A 231-nucleotide genomic window follows, 5' to 3' on the forward strand; every position below is an offset into this window, starting at 1 on the left:
CATTGATACAGCCCCCCGAACCACCCCCTACCCAGAGTACATTGCGCGCATACTGGGCTACGGGACGGGCGCAGTGACGATTGCTGCCGGTATTTTCATCCACTACAGGCCTGAAAATTTTTGGACCGCCTTGGCATTCTGCCTGGTCTACCCACACCTGGTCGAAGTCATTGAGCGTCGCACTCCCTGGAATCGCGATACAGCTCTCACTTTCTGGACACAAATAGATGC

Annotated in this window: 1 protein-coding gene; it reads left to right on the forward strand. The window is 55.0% G+C overall.

All coding sequences use genetic code 11. The annotated features are described in order from the left end of the window. Positions 1-231: MASE2 domain-containing protein (locus Q4563_RS23135; RefSeq protein ID WP_303606219.1), on the forward strand; the 231-nt coding region annotated here is incomplete at both ends.

It is taken from the genome of Gilvimarinus sp. 1_MG-2023, assembly GCF_030548285.1.